Raw genomic sequence first — 18,482 nt, 5'->3', positions numbered from 1 at the left:
TTCCAATCGTTTCAGTTTGGTCTCTGTTGTTTCAAGTTGAGTAGTGGGTCTTCCCTTACCAACCCCTTTTGCTTTTCCACGTTTTTCTTCGAGCCCTTTTAGTCCCTCAGCTTGAAAGTGCTTCACCCATCGATAGATGATGGCAACATCAATTTCTAACTCCTTCGCAATCGTTTTATACCCCATTTCTTCTTTCAGATATAAGTCTACTGCTTTTCTCTTCGTTTTTAGGTCATACGTTCTATTAGTTTTACCCATAAAAAAATCCCCTCCGTAGTAGATAGAATAAAGGGCTCTCTTTTTTCTGTCTACTATAAGGGGATCATATCAGAACGGGCTTGCGTTTTTTTACTTCCTGGAATGTGCGTTATGTTAACTCATTTATTATGAATTGAATCCAATAAATTACGTCGTTATCTAATATGATTAGAATAGGGATCATAAATTCCTGTGATTAGCAGAATAGAAAGGATAAGAAAAAATATCACTAATACTCATAACTATATAGAAGGCTATGTTCGTCTTGTACTTACTAATGATTGCGAACAAAATAAAAAGTAGCTGCTTAATCTCAAAGTTAACAGGATATTACCATTCCATGTTTCTATTGCATTATTTTCGAACCAGAACTGCCTTTTTCCTCTATTGATTTCTGTCCTCTCTTCATGCTTATTTTTATCCATTCTCTGACCTTTTGCATCCTAGAGTCAAAAACCCTTTGTAATAAACCCGTTAGTTGGAAATCAAAAAAGTGTTGTTTCCTTATTTTTACCAATGCTTCTTCATAGGAGGAAAAACGGAGCTGTTGGAACAGAAAATAGTCCATCGTTTCTTGAATAGATACACGATCTTTCCAACAATTCAGTGGGACATTCGCAAATTGCCACGGTTTAAATACACCTGGATAAACAGCCTGAATAACTTGAAAAGGAGATTGTTCAAAAATATCGAAGACACCATATAAATGATACTTTTTAAAAAAATGAAGATTCACGTGTAAGGGGATTTCTTCTATAGGAATATTCAGTTCATTTTCTATTACATGCTTAACCGCCTCAATTGCTCGATTTTTCCCTTCTTTTCCGTGCCAATATTTATGAGGGACTTGCTGAAACTCCCACGGTTTAAAGCGTCCTGGATAAGCATTTTCAATTACATCATAATAATTCCAACCATAAATCATAGCAGGTGGTTTTAGACGATGGGACCATAGTATATTTGCCTGTACTCTTATAGGAATTTCATGAATTGGAATCGATAATCGGTCTTCAAGCAGATAACATGTCATATATCTCACATACTTTTTTCCTTCTTCTCCTGAGAAAAACTTATTGGGAAAACGCTTTACTTTTCCATTTAAAACATCTTGATAGATTTCAACCACCCATTCTCGGCTCATTGTTTCGCCTCCCCTCTGGTAAAATTCATTACAAATCTATTATAGATAATAATGCAATTATTCTATACATAGAAATCACATATTATTTTCCTCTTAAAGGTAAAGTAGAATGATTAGATTTGACCCGGGCCAAACTAACTTTGTTCCCGTTTCTCATTTTGAAGGTTACGATTTATACATACTTATTTTCCCTTTCTTTTTTTCATAAAAATGTAAGCAGACTCAGCAAAGAACAGAAAGAGAAGAAAAAAGAGAACAAATAATTCTACAACTTCCATTACACGAAAAGGGGTGACAGCCTTATACAACGCTTGAAAAACATCTGCTCCTTGAAGAATATCGATGCCTAGAGATAATCCCATTAAACATCCCGTCATTAAAAGGGAAACACCTATAATTTTCATCCTTATCACACTCCACTTAATAGGGTCTTCCCTTTCCTTTCATATAATACAAATTTTTTGTGGGAATTTACATAAAAATTCCTTACATGGTTAAGGTAATAGAAACTAAAGGAAAGGTGCCTTAATTTATGCCTTCGTTTTTTAAAGACCGGAAATCAAAAAAAGACCGTCAACAGGATACTGAAAATCAATCTGATAACAATTCAGTAAAATATTTGCACAGTTCTCTATCGGCGAATCTTAATACGATTAAACAGAAAACAGGAAACAGTTCAGACGTCGTGATTCGTCAATTAAAAATGGGGGAGAATTTTAATATTAAGATAGCCATCGTCTATGTAGAAGGAATTGTAGACAATCAATCGATTCAAGAGTTCTTGCTCGAATCCATAATGAAGGACGAACATAGAGAAGTAGTGAATCAGCAGAACGCATTCGATTTGATTTCTGAAGATATGGTCACAATTGGAAAGGTATCATCCATTGATACTTGGAATGACCTGTTTTTATCCTTATTGTCAGGCGATACCCTTATTCTAGTCGATGGAACAGACCAGGCAATGAGTGTAGATACAAAAGGTGGAGAGAGGCGTGCCATTACCGAATCAAATACTCAGATGGTCGTACGCGGTCCAAAGGAAGCCTTTACGGAGTCTCTTGGGACCAACACGGCCATGATACGTCGAATTATTAAAAGCCCAGATTTATGGATTGAATCGACGAAGATTGGTCGTGTCACCCAAACCGATGTAACCATGATGTACATGCATGGCATTGCGAATGATCAAGTCATTGAAGAAGTACGCCAACGATTACATAAGATTGATATTGATAGTGTTTTAGAATCAGGGTATATTCAACAATTCATTGAAGATCAAACATTAACCACATTTCCCACTATGTACGATACCGAAAGGCCAGATATCGTGGCAGGGAATCTCCTAGAGGGACGAATTGCTATTTTCGTTGATGGAACGCCCTTTGTACTGATTGCACCAGCTGTCTTTATCCAATTTTTCCAATCAGCCGAGGACTATTATGTTCGTTTCGATATTGCAACATCAATTCGCTTTTTACGCGTTGTTATGTTTATTATTTCACTTATCGCACCAGCTGCCTATGTTGCTGTGACAACGTTTCATCAGGAGATGGTCCCAACACAGCTTATCGTAGCGATTGCAGCACAAAGGGAAGCGGTCCCTTTTCCAGCCTTCGTAGAAGCGCTTCTCATGGAGGTCACCTTTGAAATCTTGCGAGAAGCAGGGGTTCGGTTACCCAAAGCCATTGGTTCAGCTGTATCGATTGTCGGCGCCCTTGTTATTGGGCAAGCTGCCGTTCAAGCTAGCATTGTGTCACCAGCCATGGTTATCGTGGTATCCCTAACGGCGATTGCTAATTTTGCTATACCTTCCTTTGCCATGGCCATTTCGGTTCGTTTACTCCGTTTTTTGTTTATGATATGTGCAGCGGTATTTGGTTTTTATGGTATTATTCTGGCCCTTCTTATGTTGGTCGTTCATTTATGCAGTTTACGCTCATTTGGCATTCCGTATATGGCACCATTGGCCCCCTTTATCCCCTCAAACAATGAAGATACGATTGTACGATTACCATGGTGGACGCTTAGAAAAAGACCACGATTAATAAGTGCAAATACGAAGCGTGAAGGGGAAAACCAACAACCCCATCCTCCTTCATCCCGTGGTATGGTGAATCGGGATATTGAAGAAGGTGACAACAATGAAACGTAAAGGTGCTTTTCTTTTATTAATGATGACGGTGACTGTCTTACTAACAAGTTGTTGGAGTAAAAAGGAATTAACGGACCTTGCTATTGTGGCAGCTGTGGGAGTAGATAAAGTGGAAGATGGACGATACAAATTAACACTTCAAGTTATCAATCCTGGGAACGTGGCTGGAGGGATGCAAGGCGGTGGAGGCGATGCACAAAATCCCCCTGTAACCGTCTATTCCGTTTCGGGGAAAAATTTAGCCGAGGCAAGCAGACGGGCTTCAAGCAGAATTTCTCGAAGATTGTATTATGCCCATACAAACTTAGTCGTCGTTGGGGAAAGTCTGGCAAGAGAAGATGGGATTGAGGTATTAATGGATGCGTTTGATCGAGATGCTGAATTTCGAACGACCTCAACTCTCGTTATTGCTAACCATTCAACTGCCTCAAATTTGATTAAAACATTAACTCCTGTTGATAAGATCCCAGCAAATAAAGTGCTGAAAACTTTAGAATTCACAGAAAGACAGTGGGGAGAAAATGTAAAAGTTTCACTCCAAGATGTAATGAAAGGACTTCAATCTTCCAAAGAGGAAACCGTCGTATCTGGATTTCGTATGACGGGGAATTCTAAACAAGCAGGGAAGTTAGAAAACATTCAAGACAGTGTGCCTGAAGCAACACTTCGAGCTTCGGGAATTGCGGTTTTAAAACAAGGAAAGTTAGTGGATTGGCTGTATGGAAAAACAGCAAGAGGAACGGTATGGATTTTAGATAAAATACAAGAAACTGCTATCAGCATTGATTGGGAAGGAAAAAAAGAAGCCATAACCTATCAAACCATTCGTCAAAAAACAGATGTGTCCGCCCAAGTGAAGAATGGTCACCCTCACATTTCTATTCATGCGCGTGTTGAAGGAGACCTCAGTGAAATGGAGATACCTATTGATATTACCAATCCAAAGGTCATTACAAAAATTGAAAAATCCTTGCGAAAAGAAATTGAAGACGAGCTAAAGGAATCCATTAAACATGCGCAGAAAAACAAAACAGATATACTTGGATTCGGTGCGACCGTCCACCGTTCTAGACCAAATGAATGGAAAGAAATAAAATCAGAATGGAGCGATGTGTATTTTCCGAAATTAGATGTAGATATTACCGTGGAGGCCTATGTCCGTCGTGCTGGCTTACGAAACAAGTCGTTTCTTTCAGGTTTAAAAGAAAATCAAAAGTAAAGCAAAGGAGGTACCAATTGAATGGAATGGAGAAAGCTAAAATTAGTGCCAATCAGCTCTTTATCTTAATGGTCTTGTTTGAACTGGGGACTGCTATGTTAGTGCCCCTCGCCATGAGGGCGAAGCAGGATGCCTGGCTGGCGATTTTACTTGGAATGATAGGCAGTTTAGTTCTATTTTTAGTCTATTATAAACTTTATTGGTATTATCCTAATCTTCTACCTACAGAATACATGCAAAAAATCTTAGGTAAGGTGATGGGAACTTTACTTGCCTTTATCTACATTCTTTACTTTATGTATGATGCTTCAAGGGTTCTACGCGATTTTGGTGAAATGCTGTTAACCTTTGCCTACCCTGAAACGCCTTTATTTATCGGGAATGGATTATTAATACTTGTCATTATTTATACCATCAGAAAAGGAATAGAGGTCATAGCTCGATCAGGGGAACTGCTTTTTACTTTTATGTATATCCTCGCGGTTTCTGGATTTATTTTAATTATGGGTTCGGGTTTAATCGATTTTACCAACTTGCAACCTGTACTAGAAGAAGGGCTAATACCAACCTTAAAAGTTACATTATCTGAAACCCTATATTTTCCATTTACCGAAGCTATTGTGTTTACGATGATTTTACCGTACTTGAATGAGCCTAAGAAGGCAAAGGTAACGATGTTATGTGCCACGGGATTAAGTGGAATCAACTTGGTGATTACGATGATCATTAATGTGAGTGTGCTTGGGGTGGATCTGACTGCGCGTTCACAATTCCCTCTTCTTAGTACTGTACAAAGTATCCAAGTCGCTGACTTTTTAGAACGTCTTGATGTGTTTTTTATGTTTGCCATGGTAATCGGTATTTTCTTTAAGATTAGCGTGTTGGTTTATGCAGTTGTCATAGGTACAGCGAACTTATTTAAGATTAAATCACCTTCACGGCTGTCGTATCCTTTAGGCATAGTCATTCTATTTCTGTCTACTATAATTGCGAGTAATTTTCAAGAACATCTCTATGAAGGGCTAAAAATAGCACCGTTTATTCATATTCCTCTCTTCATTATTATTCCTCCTCTCCTTCTTCTTATTGCTTTTTTAAAAAACAGGAAGAAGCAAAGAGAATAATAAGGTTTATAAGAGGGGGATTACAATATGAGTGAAATTAAATTTGAAATAGAGCGATGTGTACTCTCCAAAATTAAATGTATACCCGACAGGAGAGGAGAAGCAGCTGGCTCACAATATAAATCGTTTCTTTTGAGCATAAAAGAGAATCAAAAGTGAGAAAAAGGAGGGGTAAGGTGAATGGAAAAATCCAAAATTAGTGCCAGTCAGCTATTTATTTTAATGGTACTATTTGAACTAGGTAGTTCTTTACTAGTACCCCTTGCCATGGATGCAAAACAGGACGCTTGGCTTGCGATTCTACTTGGAATGATAGGCAGTTTAGTTCTGTTCTTAATCTATCACAAGCTTTATTCCTATTACCCAGATCTCTTGCCTACGGAGTACATGCAAAAAATCCTCGGTAAAGTGATAGGGACAGTAATTGCCTTTGCCTACATTCTTTACTTTATGTATGATGCATCAAGAATTTTACGTGATTTTGGCGAGATGCTACTAACCTTCGCCTATCCTGATACGCCTTTATTTATCGCAAATGCTTTATTAATTCTTGTCATTATTTATATGGTTCGAAGAGGAATTGAGGTTATAGCGCGTTCTGCAGAGCTCCTCTTTATATTGGTGTACATCCTCGCGGTCGCTGGATTTATTCTCATTGTGAGTTCGGGTTTAATCGATTTTACCAACTTACAACCGGTACTTGAAGAAGGGATGTTACCTGTCTTAAAAATTGCATCTACACAAACTTTATATTTTCCTTTTGCAGAAGCTATTGTGTTTACGATGATTTTTCCTTATCTAAATAATCCTAAGAAGGCAAAAGTGACCATGTTATGTGCAACAGGATTAAGTGGAATCAATTTGGTGATTACGATGATCATTAATGTTAGTGTACTTGGGGTTGATTTAACAGCACGTTCACAATTCCCTCTTCTTAGTACTGTACAAAGCATTCAAGTCGCTGATTTCCTAGAACGTCTTGATGTATTCTTTATGATCGCCTTAGTAATTGGTATTTTTTTTAAGATTAGCGTGTTGCTTTATGCAGCTGTTATAGGCACGGCTAGTTTATTTAGAATTGCATCACCTTCACGCCTATCGTATCCTTTAGGCATAGCCGTTCTCTTTTTATCCATCACGATTGCGAGCAATTACCAAGAACATATCCGTGAGGGACTGAAGATAGCAATTTTTGTTCTACATATTCCTCTCTTTGTGTTCATTCCTCTCCTTCTTCTTCTTGTTGCTTTCTTGAAAAATAGGAAGAAGAAGAGAGAATAATGCATCATTTTGTTGAAAATGAAGTTATTATTGGTGAATTTAGGATTTTAACTAATGATAATAAACAAAATATAGAAAGGTTTATAACAAATAAATTTCCTAAGAAGTAGGGCATAGGGGTACAATTAAAAGTAGGGCATAGGGGTACAATTAAAAGTATCCCATTCTCTTTATACACACGATGAGGTGATTTTTTATGTATACTTGGTTTTATGATCATTTCGTTAACACTGTCATTTTCCCACTTACCTGTTTAGTGCTAGTTACCATTACTTTAAGCATGTATGCATACTTTAAATTGAAGAAAACAAATAAACAGTAGTTCACAGGAATATTTGATTGCTAAAATAACTAACAAACTTCCTTCTTTGAAATTTGGTTATGATTAGGGAGAGAAGTTACTAATAGAAATAACAATTCAATATCAGAATGATTTTTCACTCCCAAAAATCAATTTTTGTTTTCCTTTCAAACACGACTAACTATCTGGAAAATACTATTCTGTATTCAGATCAAGGTTGGCATTATCAAATGACACGACCTCAGCATATATTGAAGGAGCATAACATTATCCAAAGTATGTCTCGTAAGCGTAATTGTTTAGATCACGAGGGGATAGAAAACTTCTTCGATTTATTAAAATCAGAGTTATTTTATCTTCAAGAGTTTAACCGTATAGAGCATTTAAAAAAAGAATTAGAGTCCTATATTTTCTATTACATTCACAAAAGAATTAAAACAAAATTAAAAGAATTGACTCCTGTAGAATGCAGAATTCAGTCCTCATTAGCAGCTTAAATAAATCTCTAACTTTGTGGGTTCACTTCACTCCAAGCAGTAGTTTTTCTGTTTTTACTCTGTATAAGATATTTATTTTTAGTTCACATAATGTTACTTTCAGGAAGTGAAAAAGAGCACATCCATTCAGTTATAATGAACTTGCTCTTTTTTTGTATCACTTTTCAATTTTACGAATCCATTTGTAATAGCATACCACCATAATAAGTAAAAGGGGATAGACGAACAAGGAATACCGTAATCTCCACCACACATGATGAAAATATCCCCATGGTTCAGGTAACAAAGCGATGGCTTCATAAAGTAGTATACCTATAGTCCAGCAACCTACATATAACATTCGTTTACAAAGAGAGGAACCAAACGGGTATCCATTTAGAAACATCATATTTACAGGTGGAATCAATATAGTCAATGCAAGAATGGACTCCCAATCAATCGCTTGAGAAAAGTACCAATACCCATCGTATTTTCCAGCTACATATAGGTCAACAAGCCCTTGAAAGGCTATAGTAAACATCCAAATATGTACGATTTGATTCCGTGTTAATCGTTTATTGGTTGTAAAGGCTACCGTATTAAAAAGAGTAATAGCTAATAGAAAACCTATCATAGTAAAAATCCTTTTCAAAAAGTAATATCTCTTCAGACATCGCATATCTGCTGCTCACAGCAAAAGAAGTGAATATAAACCTCTTCTTATATTGTATTCATATCTTTTCACTATCAGGAAGTGATATGGCTTGCTTTTCAGTCTTATGGAACATTAGACCTTTTATGGAGACTTGTAATGAATTTACCTAATACTACTCCGGTAACTATACCAGGAACGACAAAAAGTATGGGGAGCCAAACGGGCCCAAGCAGGAGCCCAAAGAGTCTAAAATGTGAAGAGTATATACATCCAACGGTCACAAAATAAGCACAAAATACAAAAGGTAAAAAAGAATATTTTCCTTTCCCTCCGCCTCCATCTTTAAAAGCATCCCACATGGAAAAAAAGTATAAACATGGAAAAAAAGTATAAACATGGATAAAACAGTAACCATTGATAATCAGCTTGTTCAATCGCTTCTTTTATGTGTCCCTGAAAACTTGAAATAATTATGGTGTTAAAATGACCTTTAACATTAATTAGAAATTCTAAAAACATAAACACAATACCTTTTATAAGTTTACCATTTAGAAATTGACCGAATCCTGGGAGTGCAATACTCCATAACAACGCTTCTTTATTGTTCGCCACATCGCTCTATTCCTTTTTAAAATTATTTTCGACTAGCTTTCAATTGGAAGTTGTTCAAGTTGTTCCAATTGTATCTTAAATCCTGTCATACGCTTTTGGCGGTGATTCCAACCAACCTTTATCAATTAAGATATTAATACCGTCGTCAACAAATAGGCCAATGTTCATAAGATTTCTTATATATAAGAAATCGATATCTCTTCTTGCTGTTACCGCCAGTGAGTTTCCGAATGACCTTATCTTCATTGCGAACATATCTACTTTATGGAACAGCATGATTTTGTCAGAAAAAGGTGGATATGTAGAGGTTGTAACCAAATGGTTTAGGTACGACGGTGATTGAATGTGCTCAATATGCAGTTTTTCCTTATATTGCTTTAGCGCTTTATCAGTCATGTCTAAACCTCGTTTAAACAAAGCCTTTATCTTTGGATCTTGAACTATCTGATGAAATCCCGATAATAATGTCATACTTGTTACATTATTCTCAATGTTATCCCAAAGATGTATGATTTCTAATGCCTGTAATGGTCGGATATCTCCCATAAAACCCTTTAAGTAACTTTGTTTATCAATTTTATCAATTCCATCTGGTGTTGGAGTTGGAATGATAGGAGGTGTTGCAATGAATTTTTTGTCCATTAAAACACTATTAATTTGTCCTAAAAAGACGGTAGTACATTGATTACAATAAATAAAAAACTCCCTTATATCCTCCTGCATTACCAATGGAACGGCTACTGCGTAAAGACTCAAACCTGCCTTAGCAGCATATTTTAAATAGTGAACATAAAATTCATCTGCGTATAAACGGGGGGCGCCAAGATTTACATCATCTTTAGTAAATCCAATGGGGATAGGGAAATTTTCATTTTTAAAAACTCCTTCTATCTTTTGTATGAAATCCTTTGATAGGGCTAAACCATTTTCCAATAGCAACTTAATATCTTCATCCTCGCAATGTTGAAGAAAATAACTTAAAATTTGAATGGACATGCTGTTTCCCATATAAGTAGCCCAAAGTTTACCCATTTCAAAAGACGTTAAAGGTTGAGTCTCATCTGATATTTTGGGATTTATATTGAGTGGTTTCAACACATTCATTGGATTTAAATCTTTATCGGTGGTCATAATCCATCTCCTTTTCCCGCATTTTCGCTTATGATAGCCATTGGAAAAAATTAATTCTAACAAATCTGAACTTTAACTTATAACGGCGATGAAAAGACTACTGAAACGGTCATTTTCTTCTCCTATTGATATAGAGGATTAATCTGTTGAAAAAATCTTCTTCTGCCATTTATGATAAAAGTAAATCACAAAGGAAAGTCCATAAATGACTAATGCATATTGCCAAAACGTAATATTCTTATATTTCGCAACACCTAACAAACTTAATAAGGGCAACATGATAAAACTCATAAAAATATCCATAATCAAATTTACAACGGTATACAATAAAAAGTTATGGAACGTTAATCTAAAAATCCAAAAGGTTCCAACTGCGAAAATTCCATAGGCAAAGCTTACGTCAGTCATATACCCCCATGGGACAATATACTCTTCGATAACCCACCAGTTATATATATAGGCTATTTGAAAGATAATTGTCATTAAGAAACAAGTGGAAATGGTTACAGGCATAAACCTTTTTATTGTCCTTGAGCTAGCAAAGAACAAAGTAAACCAAGGGAGGATTAAAAAAATAAACAAAAAGATTTTTGCTGTCATAAAGCCAAACCCTCCAATCCTTTTCCATCATCATTCAATTTTATTGTTTCAATCGAATACAAAGTTATTCAATCTTACTCTTAGTTTCCAGGGTGTCTATTAGCAGGATAGAAAAGAGTTTTCAATTAAAGGTTTTTGTAGCTGAATTATTTCATCGTATCTTTTTTATTGGTTAGTTGTTCTTTATCTATAGTGGGAGGTGGTTGCTCCATCCATTGATTCCTAATCATAATATCAGCTCCATCCTTAGCATACAGAGCCACTTCAAGGGATAAACGTTCATAATTGATGATTAAATCACTTCTTTGACTGGCTGATGCGGCTGTGGCATAATTTCCTGTTCCTGTTGCACTTAACATCCCCATATGAAACATAACTAGTTTATCCGAAAAAGGCGGGGTTGTAGCATCTGTAATGGCCACATCAGGTGAAATAGGGGATTCTATATCGCTATCAAGAAGAATCCTTGTAAAGATTCGCACATGCTTTCGGGAAATATCCCTTCCTCTTAACATCCAATTTTGAACCTCTTCATCAGGGGAGGTTTGGGCAAAACTAAGAGACAGTTTACTTCCGATATGGTTCGTTATACTGTTCATGTATAAATGGGAAATCTCTATGGCGTTTAATGGTCGTTGTTTGCCCAATAGAGAAAATCCACTTAAATATTTATGACTATTTACAAAATCGGTTTGAGTAGGATACGGGATAGAAGGGGCTCGAATATATAATCCCTTTTCGAGTAATAAATCGGTACTCTGGTCAAATAAATCAGAGGTTTCTCGAAGTCCTTTTATAAAATACGTTTTGAGATCTTTCCTCGCCCCCATAGAGGTGAATCCACTATATCCAAGCATCCCTACCCTGGTCATATGGGATAGATAGTTAAGCATAAAAGCATCAGTATATAAACGAGGGGCATTTACATTCACATCCTCATCTGTAAATCCTGTTGGGAGTGGAATCTGTTCCGTTTGAAATAGAGTGGTTAACTCTTCGATATGAGTACAAGAGATGTCATACGCCCACTGAATAAGGGGACGAATATCTTCATCTTCTACCGTTTGTAGGAAATAAGATAATACACATTTGGACATACTATCTTGCATATAGTTAGTCCAAATACAAGCTATTTCGGCTGAAGTCAGCTGTGTAGGATGTTTCGTCATAATTTAGATACCTCCAGAGAATAATGGTGCAGGGTATGGATATATTCTTTGCAGGTTGAATCTAAATTATGACGAAGGCCAAGGGATACTATCCCTTGGCCTTTATTGATAAAGTTATGTTTAATAAGCTTTCTCTGTTTAATGGTGAATGCTTTTTCATGTAGTCCCTAATGAGCAGTAGGTGAATCACTAAAGTAATTATCATCTTTTCTAGTTCACATAATAGGCCTTATTAGAAGAGAAAAATATTTATTTTGTTAAAAAGTATTATATTTTAAGTTTCATCTTTAGCTTTTAAGGGTAAAACACTAGGTGGATTGGAATTCCTCAAGAAACAGATCTGAAAAGACGGTTTCTTTTTTTATGTATATGAAATACAAACTAGTTCACATAATGGTGATTCCAAGAAGTGAAAAAGTGCAAGTCTGTTCAGTAACAGTGAGTTTGCACTTTTTCTTTTCTCTGGATACCATCCAACATCATCAAAACCCCTAACGCAGTGTTTTTTAAAATCGTATGTCAACCGGTTGACGTATGAAAACGATTGACATATAATATTTTGAAGGGGCTTTCATTGATTGTTCTTTTAAGTTTTAAATTCCTGTCCTTATAAATCATGATTTAAATTAGATACTATCAGGAGATGCCTAGTATGAAAGACTATATGCTTGAATTTTTTCCCTTTTCTTATTTTAAAATAAATAGCAAAGGTTCAATTTTAGATAGTTCTAAACGAGCCCATGCTCTATTTAATATCCCGTTAGATCTATTAACCATTATTCATATAGATGACCAGCCAAGGGCTTTAGAACTTCTAACATCATTTGCTCATAACGAACCATTAACAACAAGTTTGCGTTTGCGAATGGTCAATGGTTCATTTATTGATTTTACGTGTACAATTAACTGGGAACAAAGTATAGGGCATTTAGTTTGTATCGAAAAAACACCTCTTGTAAGTTAATTTATTGACCTAAGTCTAAAAAATAAAGAACCGCAATGATTCATTAATATTTCTTATAAACAACTCTATATTAATAATAAAGCCTTTTGCATGGGGGACTCTTAATAATTACATCTTTTTTGGAGTGAAAGGTTCCTCCTTTTTGTATAAAATAAAGTGTTATATATCTTTTGAAATTAAATATATATTATTTCACTCTTTGAGCAAACTATTCAAGGTGTGTAATATATCGCTCTTAAAAGTTGATGTGTATTAGAAAAAACTACTGACTCGCAGTAGTTTTTTCTGTTTTTACGCTTTATAAAATCCTTATTTTTAGTTCACATAATGTTGATTATAGGTAGTACCTATGAGTGTTAAATTTTTATATTTAATAATAAAATAACCAATTGAGATACATTATTTATTTTTGCATGAGAAAAATATAAGGAGGCATAAAAAATATGATCCATTCTTTTTTACTAGTTGGCCAATCAAATATGGCTGGACGTGGATTTCTAAAGGATGTTCCAATGATTTGCAATGAACGTATAAAAGTTCTACGAAATGGAAGATGGCAAATCATGATGGAACCTATAAACTACGATCGAGCTTTTGCAGGGGTTGGTCCTTCGGCTTCTTTTGCAGCTGCATGGTGTAGAAAAAATGAAGATAAAGAAATAGGTTTAGTACCTTGTGCTGAAGGTGGTACAAGTCTAGATGCTTGGTCAGTAGAAGGACCACTGTTTGAACATGCTATCCTACAAGCAAAACTTGCAAAGCGAAGCAGTAAGTTGGAGGGAATTTTATGGCATCAGGGTGAAAATGAATGTTCTTCAGGACTTTCTAAACTTTATCATGAGAAATTTTTAAAAATTGTTGAGGCATTTCGTCGTGAACTTTGTGAGCCAGATATACCTATTATCATAGGTGGAATTGGTAACTATTTAGGAAGTGGTTTTCTTGGTCATTACTTTCCAGAACATTCTGAGGTTAATCAGGAATTACTGGAATTTGCTAAAAAGGAAAAGAACTGTTATTTTGCAACAGCATTAGGACTAACATCTAACCCTGACGGTATTCATTTAAATGCAGTTTCGCAGAGAATATTTGGTCTTCGATATTTTGAAGCATATGATAAACGAAAGCATATATTAGAACCCCTAGAAGGTGAAGAAAATGCTATTAATATCGATAGTGAAAGACCTTTAACAAAGGCTGAAAAGACTGCAATACTAGAAAAACAATTTGCTGGAGGAGAGATATCTTTAGAAGAGTATCAATCGCAGTTGATGAGTTAAAATCCAGAAAACGGATATTTTAATTGAGTAAAGGGGGAGGTTTTTCTGTTTTTAGTTTATAAATGAAATACAGATTAAGTTAACATAATAGATCTTATCAGTACTAATAAAAAAAGCTCTTCTTAAGAGCTTTTTTTAGATATAACATATATTTTTCTTTTACCATCCTTTTTGATTTCTTAATGTTGTAATATGGGCAATATGATGCTTCCCATGCCAAGCATAAGTAGCTATCAACTGCTCAACAGTTACTTTACCGTTTTCAGGATGTTGAACAATTTTCTTTAAATCCTTTTCTTCAAGTGAGTTTAATATTTTATGAAGACGTTCATGTAAAGCAGAAAGAAGGTGGAGGGATACTTCAATAGATAAATCATTATCAGGAAGCTTTGCCCAAGACACCTCATCATATGTATTAATAATAGGATCTCGCTCTGTTAAGCCTAATTTAAAACGAATATAACCATTTAAATGTGAGTCAGCTAAATGGTGGACAACTTGACTCAATTTCCACCCTCCTTCACGGTAGGGAGTAGCTAGTTGCTCTTCTGATAGCCCTTTTACGGCTTCTGATAATTGTTTTGGAGCATTTCCAATGTCACTAATCCAACCTTGGATATCTTCTTTTTGGATATTTTCTTTTACTGTAAACTTTCCAATAGGATATTGATTAAACATATTTGTTCATCCCTTTCTATTTTTACCACTATCTATTATAACAACTATATCTACTTATAATTCGAAAGATTTGGAACAGGATTTCCAATAAAGAATCTAAAATTATATATACATCCTAGTTAACATAAAATATGTTCCAGATAGTAAAAAAGCGCAAACCTGTTTAACAAAAATCATTTGGCTCTTTTCCCCATTATGAACAAGCACAATTAACGTACCCATTAAATTCCTTTTCCCTCTATAAAAAGTAAAGATAAGCAGATAGTTCGCAAAATGAACGTCCGTAAAAGTGTGCTTTTACGGATGTTTCTTTTTTATAAGGAATCTAGCAATTTTGATGTTCATTTAAGTTAGAAAAAAAATTACGAACGTCCTCTGAAATTTATATACTTTAGAAATTTATATACTTTAATGGATGCTTTTAAAGAAAAATAAGTAGTGAAGTACAAAAGTATAATAACGGAGAATAGAAAGTTTGCATACATACTAGTAGGCAATCGAAATGAAGATCTTCAACTTTAACTCATAGAGGAAGCTGGAAGACCTTCTCGAGATATTTTTATTGATAAACAACGTGAGAAGAACTTCAATCGAGAACAGTATTAACTTATGAAACGGAGGATCTGGAAAGGGAATATTTTTTATATTCACTTCTTAAATTTTTTTGGACGCACAAAGAAAAATTTTATAATAATGGAATGATATAATTCAGGGGATTGAGGGGGATATCGTGATTATAGATAGGCCATTGCTGGACACTACTCAGTATAAAGACAGTTTTGGGACCTTTATTGCAGATTCGGTTTTACAAATCCTTTCTTGGGTGGCACAAGAGGAAGGAGATCATATCCGTAAACCTCAGCATAAGGGAATGGATGCTGCGATAAAAAATGGTGTGTTTTTTGGACGACCTAAAGCTAAGATTAGTCACGAATTTATTGAATCTTATAAAAGGTGGAAGACTAAAGAGATTACGGCTGTTCAAGCGATGAAAGAAGCTAAGGTAATCAAGAGGTAGAGAATTAAATATTCTATATAAAAACCTCCTACAACTACCATAGGTGTCCTTGTTATACTGTGGCCTAAAACTCATTAAAGATAGTAAACACAAAAAAGATAGTTGGGTTCTAGCCAATCTTAATCTAGGTTTTAAGTACAATTGATTTTCTGGAATGAAATAATAAACCTCCTTACAAATACATTAAAGTATAAAAGTGTGGTGGCATAATAATAACTACCAACAGGTTGGTAATGTTTCAATTTAAATAGATTTTGCTTCTTCATCCTAATTATATTTTTGAGTACTAGTATTAGTATGTCCAAGTTTTGGTGAAGTGATTTGAAGTTTTTACACCAGAATTTTTTATCCTTTCTTACATTATCTTTCTCCTAGAATCAAAGTTTAACCTTAACTGCATTATGTTTTCTTTTTGTATGGTTAATGATATGATTTTCACAAGTCTGTTTTACTTGAGAATTTTTTTACACTTACAAAATACCTGAAAAAGAACTCTTTATAATATATAAAGGATCCTATCCTCTCTTAATCAACAATAGGAAGTGATACAAATGGATAAAACAAAGCAGCCTTATGGAACGGTTCTTATTAAAGCCTCCCATATCTTAGATTTTTTATCGAGTTGCGATGAACCACAGTCTTTGAATAAGATTGCCAAAGAAACTGGTTTAACGAATTCTACAGCTTTAAAAATACTAGACACTTTACTCATGATAGGTTATGTCCAAAAAAACGCGGAGTTAAAGAAGTTTAGTCTCGGTTTATCAATTATTAAATATGCTAATAAATCAATAAATAATTTAGATATTAAAAAAATTGCACAACCGCATTTAGAAGAGTTACAAAGAGTAACAAATGAAACAGTTCACTTAGGTATTCAAGATAAAGATAGTATTATTTATATCACAAAAATAGAGAGTAAAAATCCTATATGTCTCTATTCAAAAGTTGGCAATAGTATTCCTATGTATTGTTCAGCAATGGGAAAAGCTATTTTAGCCTATTCATCAGATGAAGAGATTAAAAATTATTTAGATCGTAATCCATTAAATAAATTAACGAACAATACCATTACAAATAAGTCTGAATTTATGGAAGAGATTTTGAAGGTTAGGGAAATGGGTTATGCTTATGATAATGGTGAACATGAAGAAGATGTATTTTGTATTGGAGCTTCTATTACTTTGAATCACAAAAATTATGGGGCGTTTAGTGTTAGTATTCCTAAATATAGACTGACTGAAGAGTTTCAAAAACAAATTATTGAAGCAATAAAAATTTGCGAAAATAATATCTTAAACGATCTTCGTTAACAGAGAAATTGAATTAGAGTTAAATTTAGCCAAGGATTTCCTTATAGAAATCCTTGGCTTTTATATATTTGTAAATTCTTTGTCATAACATACGAAAACTTAGTTTATATAACCTAGTTTCTTGGAGATACACTCACTGCATTCTTTTGCATATTTGCCGTAGATGTTGATTTCTTTTTCTGGAAAGCGAAGTGTTGGCACAGAAATACTGAGGGCACCAACCACATTCTTAGAAAAGTCAAAAATGGGAGCTGCCACACATCTTATCCCAATTTCAGTTTCTTCATTATCAATTGCGTAGCCATTTTCCCTTATCGATACTAATTGCTCTAAAAAATCATCAATTTTTGTAATCGTGTAAGGGGTATTTTGCACAATTTCACTTTTATTCCATACATCTATTACTTTTTCCTTATTAGAAAATGCAAGAATGGCCTTCCCTACAGCTGTACGATACATCGGATTCTTCTTTCCTACCCATGTATGCATTCTTATTGTGTTAGTAGATTCAACTTTATGTATATAGACGATCTCAGTTCCTTCTTCAACAACAAGATGGATTGTTTCCTTTGTTAATTGAGCCAATTTTTCAAGATCAGGTTTTGCCTCCTCTAATAAATTAAGGTCTTGTATTCTTTTATTCCCCATTTCAAATAATTTGAAAGTACATCTGTATTTATTTGAATCTTTTACTTGTTCAATATATCCATTACTCACAAGCGTTGATACTAATCGATACACTGTTGTTTTATTTAAATTTAAAGATTTACATATATCAGTAATACCAATTTGATTGTGTTGAGACACAATTCCTAAAATCGCTAACGCTCTATCCACAGATTGAACAGTGTCACTCTTAATCAATATTGCCACATCCCATAATAGATAATTTGTTTAACGTTACTATTAATTATAGAGCTTTCCTACTTAAAAATCTATTACTCATTATCAATGGGAAGAGGGAGTATCTATTTCAAAAAATCAAATTCTTAATGAATCTATGATTATAAGATAAAAAAATATCCATATTATGATGGTTTGATGCAAAAATATAAAGTGATAAAAATGTCTGTTTTATTTTGATTATATTCCATATATATGTTTATG

Annotated in this window: 17 protein-coding genes and 2 pseudogenes; 9 read left to right on the top strand and 10 right to left on the bottom strand. The window is 34.6% G+C overall.

What is annotated here, in order from left to right; translation table 11 throughout:
• From BM012_RS08940 to BM012_RS08930, 3 genes are all read right to left on the bottom strand, one after another.
• Positions 1–258 (bottom strand): helix-turn-helix domain-containing protein (locus BM012_RS08940; protein WP_074842803.1); only part of this gene is annotated, 258 nt, incomplete at its 3' end.
• 346 nt (positions 259–604) lie between these two features.
• Complete coding sequence (locus tag BM012_RS08935) at positions 605–1,399, bottom strand: DUF4046 domain-containing protein (RefSeq protein ID WP_061804973.1); 795 nt, start codon at positions 1,397–1,399, stop codon at positions 605–607.
• Positions 1,400–1,581: 182 nt separating this feature from the next.
• A complete protein-coding gene (locus BM012_RS08930; protein ID WP_061804974.1) occupies positions 1,582–1,803 on the bottom strand; it encodes a YczF family membrane protein in 222 nt (73 codons plus the stop codon).
• Between the two features lie 128 nt (positions 1,804–1,931).
• Here BM012_RS08930 and BM012_RS08925 point away from each other — a divergent pair, with 128 nt between their 5' ends.
• The 5 genes and pseudogenes from BM012_RS08925 to BM012_RS08905 form a co-directional block, all read left to right on the top strand.
• Complete coding sequence (locus BM012_RS08925) at positions 1,932–3,554, top strand: spore germination protein (protein WP_061804975.1); 1,623 nt, start codon at positions 1,932–1,934, stop codon at positions 3,552–3,554.
• Entirely contained in the window at positions 3,544–4,773 is a 1,230-nt protein-coding gene (locus BM012_RS08920) for a Ger(x)C family spore germination protein (protein WP_061804976.1), read from the top strand. The genes BM012_RS08925 and BM012_RS08920 overlap by 11 nt, the downstream gene beginning before the upstream one ends.
• Positions 4,774–4,799: 26 nt before the next feature.
• The gene (locus BM012_RS08915) at positions 4,800–5,897 is read left to right on the top strand and encodes a GerAB/ArcD/ProY family transporter (RefSeq protein ID WP_061805221.1); all 1,098 of its coding nucleotides are present in this window, start codon (positions 4,800–4,802) and stop codon (positions 5,895–5,897) included.
• A gap of 180 nt (positions 5,898–6,077) precedes the next feature.
• The gene (locus BM012_RS08910; RefSeq protein ID WP_061804977.1) at positions 6,078–7,178 is read left to right on the top strand and encodes a GerAB/ArcD/ProY family transporter; all 1,101 of its coding nucleotides are present in this window, start codon (positions 6,078–6,080) and stop codon (positions 7,176–7,178) included.
• A gap of 489 nt (positions 7,179–7,667) precedes the next feature.
• Positions 7,668–7,976 (top strand): annotated as a pseudogene (locus BM012_RS08905) (IS3 family transposase); the annotation flags it as partial.
• Positions 7,977–8,133: 157 nt separating this feature from the next.
• Here BM012_RS08905 and BM012_RS08900 read toward each other — a convergent pair.
• From BM012_RS08900 to BM012_RS08880, 5 genes and pseudogenes are all read right to left on the bottom strand, one after another.
• Positions 8,134–8,589: a hypothetical protein gene (locus BM012_RS08900; protein WP_061805222.1), complete on the bottom strand. Its 456-nt coding sequence runs from the start codon at positions 8,587–8,589 to the stop codon at positions 8,134–8,136.
• A gap of 143 nt (positions 8,590–8,732) precedes the next feature.
• Positions 8,733–9,222 (bottom strand): annotated as a pseudogene (locus BM012_RS08895) (hypothetical protein).
• 75 nt (positions 9,223–9,297) lie between these two features.
• Positions 9,298–10,353 (bottom strand): DUF3231 family protein, encoded by a 1,056-nt coding sequence (locus BM012_RS08890; protein ID WP_235606173.1) that lies wholly within the window; start codon positions 10,351–10,353, stop codon positions 9,298–9,300.
• Positions 10,354–10,491: 138 nt separating this feature from the next.
• Positions 10,492–10,953, bottom strand: a complete 462-nt coding sequence (locus BM012_RS08885) for a hypothetical protein (RefSeq protein ID WP_061804978.1) — start codon at positions 10,951–10,953, stop codon at positions 10,492–10,494.
• Positions 10,954–11,099: 146 nt separating this feature from the next.
• Positions 11,100–12,122 carry a DUF3231 family protein gene (locus BM012_RS08880; RefSeq protein ID WP_061804979.1) on the bottom strand — a complete coding sequence of 341 codons (1,023 nt, stop codon included), beginning with the start codon at positions 12,120–12,122 and terminating at the stop codon, positions 11,100–11,102.
• A 652-nt stretch (positions 12,123–12,774) separates the two neighbouring features.
• Between BM012_RS08880 and BM012_RS08875 the strand changes: the two genes are divergently transcribed.
• On the top strand, positions 12,775–13,086 hold the full coding sequence (locus BM012_RS08875) for a hypothetical protein (protein WP_061804980.1): 312 nt from the start codon (positions 12,775–12,777) through the stop codon (positions 13,084–13,086).
• A 443-nt stretch (positions 13,087–13,529) separates the two neighbouring features.
• Positions 13,530–14,366, top strand: a complete 837-nt coding sequence (locus tag BM012_RS08870) for a sialate O-acetylesterase (protein WP_061804981.1) — start codon at positions 13,530–13,532, stop codon at positions 14,364–14,366.
• 159 nt (positions 14,367–14,525) lie between these two features.
• Here BM012_RS08870 and BM012_RS08865 read toward each other — a convergent pair whose 3' ends face one another.
• Positions 14,526–15,044 (bottom strand): YfiT family bacillithiol transferase, encoded by a 519-nt coding sequence (locus tag BM012_RS08865; RefSeq protein WP_061804982.1) that lies wholly within the window; start codon positions 15,042–15,044, stop codon positions 14,526–14,528.
• A gap of 730 nt (positions 15,045–15,774) precedes the next feature.
• Here BM012_RS08865 and BM012_RS08860 point away from each other — a divergent pair.
• A complete protein-coding gene (locus BM012_RS08860) occupies positions 15,775–16,062 on the top strand; it encodes a hypothetical protein (protein ID WP_321170004.1) in 288 nt (95 codons plus the stop codon).
• A gap of 551 nt (positions 16,063–16,613) precedes the next feature.
• A complete protein-coding gene (locus tag BM012_RS08855) occupies positions 16,614–17,375 on the top strand; it encodes an IclR family transcriptional regulator (RefSeq protein ID WP_061804983.1) in 762 nt (253 codons plus the stop codon).
• A 99-nt stretch (positions 17,376–17,474) separates the two neighbouring features.
• On the opposite strand, the gene BM012_RS08850 is transcribed toward BM012_RS08855, so the two are convergent.
• Positions 17,475–18,248: an IclR family transcriptional regulator gene (locus tag BM012_RS08850; protein ID WP_235862809.1), complete on the bottom strand. Its 774-nt coding sequence runs from the start codon at positions 18,246–18,248 to the stop codon at positions 17,475–17,477.
• Between the last annotated feature and the right edge of the window lie 234 nt (positions 18,249–18,482).

It is taken from the genome of Priestia endophytica DSM 13796, assembly GCF_900115845.1.
Taxonomy (GTDB): Bacteria; Bacillota; Bacilli; order Bacillales; family Bacillaceae_H; genus Bacillus_I; species Bacillus_I endophytica.
Note: the sequence above shows the minus strand (reverse complement) of the source record. Positions and strands in the feature narration are given on the sequence as shown.

Coding starts and splice junctions, on each gene's coding strand:
- BM012_RS08900 (WP_061805222.1), bottom strand. CDS start 8,589: ATGATAGGTTTTCTATTAGCTATTACTCTTTTTAATACGGTAGCCTTT.
- BM012_RS08910 (WP_061804977.1), top strand. CDS start 6,078: ATGGAAAAATCCAAAATTAGTGCCAGTCAGCTATTTATTTTAATGGTA.
- BM012_RS08935 (WP_061804973.1), bottom strand. CDS start 1,399: ATGAGCCGAGAATGGGTGGTTGAAATCTATCAAGATGTTTTAAATGGA.
- BM012_RS08885 (WP_061804978.1), bottom strand. CDS start 10,953: ATGACAGCAAAAATCTTTTTGTTTATTTTTTTAATCCTCCCTTGGTTT.
- BM012_RS08875 (WP_061804980.1), top strand. CDS start 12,775: ATGAAAGACTATATGCTTGAATTTTTTCCCTTTTCTTATTTTAAAATA.
- BM012_RS08930 (WP_061804974.1), bottom strand. CDS start 1,803: ATGAAAATTATAGGTGTTTCCCTTTTAATGACGGGATGTTTAATGGGA.
- BM012_RS08915 (WP_061805221.1), top strand. CDS start 4,800: ATGGAGAAAGCTAAAATTAGTGCCAATCAGCTCTTTATCTTAATGGTC.
- BM012_RS08855 (WP_061804983.1), top strand. CDS start 16,614: ATGGATAAAACAAAGCAGCCTTATGGAACGGTTCTTATTAAAGCCTCC.
- BM012_RS08870 (WP_061804981.1), top strand. CDS start 13,530: ATGATCCATTCTTTTTTACTAGTTGGCCAATCAAATATGGCTGGACGT.
- BM012_RS08890 (WP_235606173.1), bottom strand. CDS start 10,353: ATGACCACCGATAAAGATTTAAATCCAATGAATGTGTTGAAACCACTC.
- BM012_RS08880 (WP_061804979.1), bottom strand. CDS start 12,122: ATGACGAAACATCCTACACAGCTGACTTCAGCCGAAATAGCTTGTATT.
- BM012_RS08865 (WP_061804982.1), bottom strand. CDS start 15,044: ATGTTTAATCAATATCCTATTGGAAAGTTTACAGTAAAAGAAAATATC.
- BM012_RS08925 (WP_061804975.1), top strand. CDS start 1,932: ATGCCTTCGTTTTTTAAAGACCGGAAATCAAAAAAAGACCGTCAACAG.
- BM012_RS08920 (WP_061804976.1), top strand. CDS start 3,544: ATGAAACGTAAAGGTGCTTTTCTTTTATTAATGATGACGGTGACTGTC.